At 32.9% G+C, this 6,981-nt stretch carries 7 protein-coding genes and 1 tRNA gene; 3 read left to right on the top strand and 5 right to left on the bottom strand.

Annotated elements, in window-relative coordinates; translation table 11 throughout:
* The 5 genes from VNJ50_RS00370 to VNJ50_RS00390 all read right to left on the bottom strand — a co-directional run.
* On the bottom strand, window positions 1-716 hold a 716-nt coding region (locus VNJ50_RS00370; RefSeq protein ID WP_325577966.1), incomplete at its 3' end, for a lycopene cyclase family protein.
* Between the two features lie 21 nt (window positions 717-737).
* On the bottom strand, window positions 738-1,187 hold the full coding sequence (locus tag VNJ50_RS00375) for a beta-carotene hydroxylase (RefSeq protein ID WP_325577968.1): 450 nt from the start codon (window positions 1,185-1,187) through the stop codon (window positions 738-740).
* Between the two features lie 7 nt (window positions 1,188-1,194).
* A complete protein-coding gene (locus VNJ50_RS00380) occupies window positions 1,195-2,034 on the bottom strand; it encodes a phytoene/squalene synthase family protein (protein ID WP_325577970.1) in 840 nt (279 codons plus the stop codon).
* Window positions 2,018-3,505, bottom strand: a complete 1,488-nt coding sequence (locus VNJ50_RS00385; RefSeq protein WP_325577972.1) for a phytoene desaturase family protein — start codon at window positions 3,503-3,505, stop codon at window positions 2,018-2,020. The genes VNJ50_RS00380 and VNJ50_RS00385 overlap by 17 nt, the downstream gene beginning before the upstream one ends.
* Window positions 3,506-3,764: 259 nt before the next feature.
* Window positions 3,765-3,848, bottom strand: a tRNA-Leu gene (locus VNJ50_RS00390).
* A 436-nt stretch (window positions 3,849-4,284) separates the two neighbouring features.
* Between VNJ50_RS00390 and VNJ50_RS00395 the strand changes: the two genes are divergently transcribed.
* From VNJ50_RS00395 to VNJ50_RS00405, 3 genes are read left to right on the top strand one after another with little or no spacing between them, the layout of a single operon-like run.
* Window positions 4,285-4,890: a hypothetical protein gene (locus VNJ50_RS00395; protein WP_325577974.1), complete on the top strand. Its 606-nt coding sequence runs from the start codon at window positions 4,285-4,287 to the stop codon at window positions 4,888-4,890.
* A gap of 7 nt (window positions 4,891-4,897) precedes the next feature.
* Window positions 4,898-5,188 (top strand): transcriptional regulator, encoded by a 291-nt coding sequence (locus VNJ50_RS00400; protein WP_325577976.1) that lies wholly within the window; start codon window positions 4,898-4,900, stop codon window positions 5,186-5,188.
* 58 nt (window positions 5,189-5,246) lie between these two features.
* Window positions 5,247-6,632: a DUF4153 domain-containing protein gene (locus VNJ50_RS00405; protein WP_325577978.1), complete on the top strand. Its 1,386-nt coding sequence runs from the start codon at window positions 5,247-5,249 to the stop codon at window positions 6,630-6,632.
* Window positions 6,633-6,981: the final 349 nt, after the last annotated feature.

Genomic DNA, 6,981 nt, shown 5'->3' on the forward strand with positions numbered 1-6,981 from the left:
ATGTTGAGTTCATTTTCAAGATAGTTTATAAGCGCATTTTCATACACTTTTGGTTCCACCAAAAAAGGCGTAAAAAACGTATATTCTACCAATGCTTTGGTTTCAGAAAATGGCAAGACATAAATAAAACTTGTTGAGTTATTATATTGAAATCTAAAATCCATCATCGTAAATGCTTCCGGCTTAAAACATGGTGTTTCGGTTTCAATAAACCAACCTTTAAAATGTTGATGGATCAGTGTGAAGTTGTTTTTTTGTGAATAAAATTCTTTCGGAATTCTACTGTCAAAAATATGTTTTGCTGAATAGTTTTGGGTTTTTCCAATAACTTGCAAATGTTCAGCATCAACAATACTTTCAATGGTATCTATAATAAATTTGAAATTGTTTTTTGACGATAAATGCTGTTTGGCCCACGTATAAAAATCAATGGATCTTATGGTTTTATACTGATAAGATTTCATTGGAATATCTAAAGAGATCGATTTAGATTCAAACGTTGCTATAGACCATTTTTTTTCGACAATATCATCAAATTTTCCTTTGCCTTGTTCCCAGAAACTCCAAGTTTTGTCGTTTATAGTTTTGTCGGAAGCATCAATAAGACCGATGGTAAAATCCTTAAAAAACGGATCTTTTGAGAGTTCTAATGCCAATTGAAAACCGGCGAGACCAGTTCCAATAATCAGATAATCAAAATGGGTAACATTTTGCATAGCGAAAAACAGGCGAAACGGTTATTTTTTAAAATATTTAAAAGGAACGATGAGCATTCCAAAACACTCGCCATCCTCTTTCCCAATATGTTTATGGTGCATTTTATGGGCGCGTCTAACACCTTTAGCATACCAATTATTGGTGTTTCTGAAAATTTTGAACCGTTGATGGATAAAAATATCATGAACCGTAAAATAGGCGAGGCCATAAGCCAGAATACCAAGCGCGATAGGAAGGCAATACCAGATATTGTCATAATTCCATAAGTAAAAACAGCCCATACTGATAATGGCGTAAAAGATGAAAAACAGATCGTTGCGCTCAAACCAGCCCTTATGGTCTTTTTTATGGTGGTCCTTATGAAGATGCCATAAAAAACCGTGCATAACGTATTTATGGGTAAACCATGCCATAAATTCCATAATGGAAAATGTGCCAAAAAATATGAATATCCAGAACAATAGGTCCATTTTCAAATCACATTAAATTCAGTTGATACTTTACATAACTCCGTGTCAAAATAGCCAGTTTCTTATAATTGGGAACTCTAATTCGGGCCAATTTGATATCTGGTGCCGGTGTGTTTTTTAATTTTTCGAGAAGTTGATAATAATAGCGATAAGCCATAAAAACGCCAAATTTGGCTTCAATAGGCAATTGTCTTATGCCTTTTAGACCCGCAGCAAAATCACTTTCAATATCGGCAATAATGTGTTTTTTGGACGCTTCGTCGAGTTGGTTGAAATTGGTGTTTGGAAAATAAGACCGTTTTAAAACCTCATGATCTGCTTTTAAATCTCTTAAAAAATTTACTTTTTGAAAAGCCGAACCCAATCGCATAGCGCTTTCTTTCAGGTGGTCATATTTCTGTATATCGCCTTTAACAAAAACTTTCAAGCACATTAGTCCAACGACGTCCGCCGAACCGTAAATGTACATTTTATAATCAGCTTCGGTCAGATAGTCACTTTTATGTAAATCCAAACGCATACTTTTCATAAAGGATTCAACCAATTCTTTATCAAAATTATAGCGGTGATAAGTTTCCTGAAAAGTATTTAAAATCGGGTTTAAACTGATTTTATCCTGAAGCGCAAATTCCAAATCCGCTTCAAAGCGATTGAAAAGTATTTCTTGGTCGTATTCATGAAAAGAATCCACGATTTCATCGGCAAATCGTACAAATCCGTAAATATTATAAATATCCTGCCGGATACTATTTGCCAGCATTTTGGCTGCCAATGAAAATGATGTACTGTAGGCGTCGGTGACGGTTTTGGTACATTGGCGAGAAACGATATCAAATAGCGCTTTCATGAGTTTTAACGGCGTGGTGTTTTTTTATAAGTTCGGCAACAAGTTTTCCAGAAATCAGAGCTGGCGGTACTCCAGGACCTGGAACCGTCAATTGGCCTGTAAAATACAAATTATTTACCTTTTTGCTCTTTAATTTGGGTCTTAAAAAGGCCGTTTGTAGAAGTGTGTTTGCCAATCCGTATGCATTTCCTTTATAAGAATTGTAATCCTCAATAAAATCGTTGACACAAAAAGATTCTTTGAATAGAATGTTGTTTTTTACACTTTGTGAAGTTATATGTTCAAAACGCTCGATTATTTTATTGAAATAAAGCGTTCGCAATTGTTCAGTATCTTTAAGACCAGGAGCAAGCGGAATTAAAAAAATACCAGCTTCATGACCTTCAGGAGCAAGATTTTTATCGGTCAAAGAAGGGAAACTGGCATAAAACAGTGGATTTTCGGGCCATCTTGGAGTGTCATAGATTTCTTTGGCATGTGCTTCAAAATCGACATCAAAAAATAAAGTATGATGGTTCACATTCTTTAGTTTTTTATCAAATGCCACATAAAATAGGAGGGATGATGGTGCAAAAATTTTATTTTCCCAATATTTTTCTGAGTATTGACGGTGTTTTTTTTCGAGTAAAGTTTCAGAATGATGATAATCTGCGCTACTCAATATAATATCAAAAATGTGGGTTTGGTCATGACTTATAATTCCGGTAGCTTGATTTTCGGAAACAAGAATTTTTTCAACAGGTGAATCGGTTTTTATCGTAACACCAAGGTTTTTAGCGAGTTGTTCTAAAGCATAAATAACTTCGAACATGCCTTTTTTGGGATGAAATGTGCCAATACCAAAATCAGCATAATTCATAAAACTATAAAAAGAGGGTGTATGATCAGGTTTAGCTCCCAAAAATAAAACTGGAAATTCTAATATTTTTGCCAACCGATCGTTTTTGAATGCTTTGCGAACATCTTTTTTGATGGTAGTAAAAAACTGATTTATTTTTTTGATCGTAACCGGTGTCATCAATTCAAAAGGAGAAACACCAGGTCGATAAACTAAATTTTTAATCGCAACATCATAATTGTGCTGAGCATTGGCGATAAATTTTTTGAGTTGTTTGGAACTTCCCGGTTCTTCCTTTTCAAAGGTTTGGCAAATTTTGTCTAGGTTGTCTTCGATGGTAATGCAATCATTTTTTCCGAAATAAACGCTGTATGCCGGATTTAACTTTTCCAATTGGTAATAATCAGAAGGATGTTTTCCAAAATCGGCAAAAAATCGTTCAAAAACATCTGGCATCCAATACCAAGTAGGTCCCATATCAAAAGTAAAACCATCTTTTTTGAATTGTCTTGCTCTACCGCCAATCGTTTTGTTTTTTTCAAAAATGGTCACTTCATAGCCATCTTTTGCAAGATAACTTGCCGCCGATAAGGCCGAGAAACCAGAACCTATAATAGCAATACGTGTTTTCATGGTTTAGCAAAAATAGAGGACAAGCTATCCTAAAACAACTTTGAGACGTTAAATTGTGGCTGTCAAACGGTCAAAATTTCTAAATATTTCAATGTTGTTAGGTGGGATGATGGTAATCATGCGTTGTAGGATTTTGCCCAATATTCAAATTTGATGGTTGTTGGTGTTTAAAAGTTGCGGGTAAATTGTTTGAAGGAGTCTATATAAACAAAAACACCTTGATATTCCTAAATTTTAAGAATATCAAGGTGCCTTATTGTGCGCACGAGAAGACTCGAACTTCCACGACCTAATGGTCACCAGCCCCTCAAGCTGGCACGTCTACCAATTCCGCCACGTGCGCATTAGATTATAATTTTTAGATATTAAAAATAAGCTTTTAATTACTTTTTTGTTTCAGTTGGTAGCCAAAACTTAATCTAAAAAATCATTTGCGGTGCAAATATAAAAAATCAATTATTTTAATCGTGGTATTTTTGATTTAGTTTTTGGATGTATGAGAATTAATTGTATTTAAAATTGATTTTGAAGATTTGATCTTATTATTTAAACATGCAAAATACTGATAAACATATTTTTAATAAGATTTCATCAGTTTGTGAACAATGTTTAAAGTATAAAGTAAGAGCATTTACCAAAGTGAATTTGCCAAATTATCATGGTTTTTTTAACTGGTAAAAAGGTTAGATTTCGATAAATGCGGTTTATTATAGAATATTTCAAAATAAATTTTGCAGAATGATAAAAACAAATAACTTTGTAATTCAAAGTAAGAATAAATGGATACAAAAGCTTCTGAAGATTTAGCGCATATAAAAGAGATGATGGAACGCTCGTCTCGATTTATTTCCCTGAGTGGTCTTTCTGGAATAGGTGCAGGAATAGTTGGTTTGGCAGCAGGTGGAATTGCAAGTTCAATTATTGCAAATTCAGGAGGTAAAATTGACAATTACTTTTATGCCGAAGCAGCAATTCCGAAATTATTCGGTTTAGGAATCATTGCATTATTACTGGCATTATTTTTTGGATGTTTTTTTACCATTCGGAAAAGTAAAAAATTAGGTTTGCCAATTTGGACTTCAAACACCAAAAAAATCTTAATTCAGTTGGCAATTCCGTTGTTTACAGGAGGGATTTTCGTTTTGGCTTTATTGAATCATCAATTGTACGGGTTAATTGCAGGAACGACTTTGATTTTCTACGGATTATCGTTGATTAATGTTGAAAAACAAACGTATTCTGATATAAAATATCTCGGATTATTAGAAATTATTTTAGGATGTATTTCTTTGTTTTGGATAGGAAAAGGATTGATTTTTTGGACTATTGGTTTTGGTGTTTTACATATTGTGTACGGCATTATTTTATATAGAAAATACAGATAATATTGAAATGGGTATTATCAGCGGTTTAAATAAGGAGTTTGAGAGTAGGGTGCGTTTGGGAATGATGTCGGTCCTTATGGTTAATGATTGGATGGATTTTACTGAGATGAAAAACTTACTGCAAGTAACCGACGGAAATTTATCAAGCCATGCTACGGCACTTGAAAAAAACGGATATATAGAAGTTAAGAAAGAGTTTGTGGGTAAAAGGCCTCGAACTTCTTATAAGATTACTGATAGCGGAAAGAAAGCTTTTCAGGAACATTTAGCATTCTTGGAAAAAATGATGAGACAATAATTGTCTTATTTTTTTACAATTTAACTTTGAAAAACAAAGTACTTTAAATTTAATGAATATGAAAAAACAAGTTTTAATTTTTATCAGCACAATTCTGTTTATTGCTGTGTTTTATGAGCAGGAGGTAGGTATCAATCTCTCTTTTTTTGCATTGGTTTTATTGGGATTGAATATCTATCAAAAGCCCGGTATTTTAAAAGATAAAAAAGCAATCGTTTTGGCGTTGTGCGTAATTTTTAGCAGTTTGTCCAATGCTTGGCTGTTTACTTTTACAACTTTTATTGCTGTAATTATTTCATCGTTTGTTTTTAGGTATTATACGGTTGATCCTAAATTAAAACTATTTTCACAGGCATTGATAAATGTGTCCAATTGGTTTGCGGCCGTGGTTCAGGTTTTTCAAGTAGATGATTGGTTTGAATATGATAAGGAAAAGCCAAAAACCAAGTTTTTGAAAATCTTTTCGTATTTGATATTGCCCTTTTTAATCTTATCCATCTTTTTTGCCATTTATGTGGCATCCAGCGATATGTTGAGTAATTGGTACAACCAATTTGAATTGGATATTGATATCGTAATTTTTATTGTTGTCGCCATTTTAGGATTTTACTTCAGCTTTGTATTTTGGAATGCAAAAATTTATGACACCTTTAAAGATTTGGATGACAGTTTTCGGTTGAATTTCAACCATCAAGAGAAAGAGCAATTAAAACCAACGTTTGGTTTTCTTGAAATTGATTTTGAAAAAATAAGTGGCATCATCACATTAATTTGTCTAAATCTCATGTTATTTGCCTTTATCATTATTTTTAATGTCGAACATTTTCAAACAACCACGCAACAACTTTCTGAATTTAGTTCCAAAATCCACGGTCAGATCAATTCGCTGATAGGATCTATTGTTCTGGCAATGTTAGTGATTTTATTCTATTTTAAAGGCGCATTAAATTTTATCCAAAACAATAACTATTTAGTTTTTCTATCCAAAACATGGTTGGCGTTAAATGGCATTTTAGTTCTTTCTGCGACCATTCAAAATACTATTTATATCGATGCTTTAGGATTGACATATAAACGTTTGGGCGTTTATTTGTTCTTGATTTTATGTGTGGTTGGACTGTTTTATTCCTATCAAAAAATCAAACTTCAAAAAACCAATTTCTACTTGATAGATAAAATGTCGTGGGCAGTTTTTTATTCCATTATGGGTTGTGCACTGTTTAATTGGGGAAATATGGTTACGCGATATAATTTGACGAAAGAAAATGTCGATTTGTATTATCTAGAAAATAGCTTAAAGGGTAACGAAAAACTGTTGTTGGATTTTTATCGGATACATCCATCACGCTATAACAATGAGGTTAAGGAAAGAGCTGATCACAATAAAGAAACAGTACCATTTTTATCATCTCAGCTTTATTATAAAGTGAATCGTTTTGATTAGAAATATTGAAAACAGTGTATGTAATAGTCTGAAATTTTCAGTTTTATTGACAAAAAAAAGATATTGAAATTTCTTTTGATTATTGGCGCACGCAAATGGGATATTAGTCTTTAAGTTAAAATTTTGATCGAAAGAGCCTTCTTTGTGGTTTTTTAAGTGCTAAATTTATTAGGTGGATTTGAAGGATTTATTTTTCAGGTTCTGCTTAACTTAACTTTAATTATCATGGCGGAAATAAAAACTAAAGATAAAAAACCGATGTGGCTTTGGATTTTCCTGCTACTTATCGTGTTGGCTGTTATCGTTTATTTTAATAATTCCAAACCAACAACTGATACTGTCGATATGG

The sequence above is a fragment of the Gelidibacter sp. genome, assembly GCF_035577925.1.
GTDB lineage: Bacteria > Bacteroidota > Bacteroidia > Flavobacteriales > Flavobacteriaceae > Gelidibacter.